This is a genomic window from Bradyrhizobium sp. 153, from assembly GCF_023073835.1.
Lineage (GTDB): Bacteria > Pseudomonadota > Alphaproteobacteria > Rhizobiales > Xanthobacteraceae > Bradyrhizobium.
The window spans coordinates 1-862 of sequence record NZ_JADPKH010000112.1 but is presented as its reverse complement, the minus strand read 5'-3'; the positions used below and the strand labels follow the sequence as shown (position 1 = coordinate 862).

1 protein-coding gene is annotated in these 862 nt (G+C 56.4%); it reads left to right on the top strand.

Annotation, left to right across the window (positions count from 1 at the left end; all coding sequences use genetic code 11):
• Nucleotides 1-861: IS4 family transposase (locus tag IVA91_RS27145; protein ID WP_247459476.1), on the top strand; the 861-nt coding region annotated here is incomplete at its 5' end.
• Nucleotide 862: the final 1 nt, after the last annotated feature.

Below are 862 nucleotides of genomic sequence, written 5' to 3'. Positions count from 1 at the left end.
GGACAATGTCCGTCAATCCACAGAGCTGCTGGGCGATCCGGGCGGTGCATCCATATCGGTGATCGCGAGAGCGACATCTATGAGCTGTTCTGCGCGGCCCGGGAAGCTGGAACGCATTTCGTGATTAGGACTTGCGTTAACCGTTTGGCCGGAGATGGAAATCACACGATCGCCGACGAAATGGACGAGGTTGCCGTCAAAGGACGGCATCGCCTCAACGTCAGAAACAACAACGGCGATCCCGATGAAGCCGTTCTCGAGATCAGATATCGCAAGCTTCGCGTCTTGCCGCCGATCGGAAAGCAGAAGCGCTATCCAGCGCTGACCCTGACGGTGATCCATGCCGAAGAACGCGTGACGCCGAAGAATAGAAAGAAAATCGAGTGGAAGCTGATCACAAATCTACCTGTTAGCTCCCGCACCGACGCCATTGAGAAGCTCGAATGGTATGCTTTGAGATGGAAGATCGAGGTGTTCCACAAGATCCTCAAATCAGGCTGCAAAGCTGAGGAGTCAAAGCTCAGGACCGCCCAGCGTCTGACCAATCTGATCTCGCTCTTTTGCATCCTGAGTTGGCGGGTCTTTTGGATGACGATGCTCAACCGTTCGGCTCCAGACGCGCCGCCAACCCTCGCGTTGACCGCGACTGAAATCGGCGTGCTCGATCGCCTCGTCAACGACAGACCAAAAGCAAGACGGAAAACGCTCTCGCACTATTTGATCAAAGTCGCCCGGCTCGGCGGTTATCTCGCCCGCGCCAGCGATCCGCCACCCGGCAAGACCGTCATGTGGCGCGGGCTGTCACGCCTCACCGACATAGCGCTAGGTGTCATGGTCGGAGGAGAATTTGTGGGTAATTGAA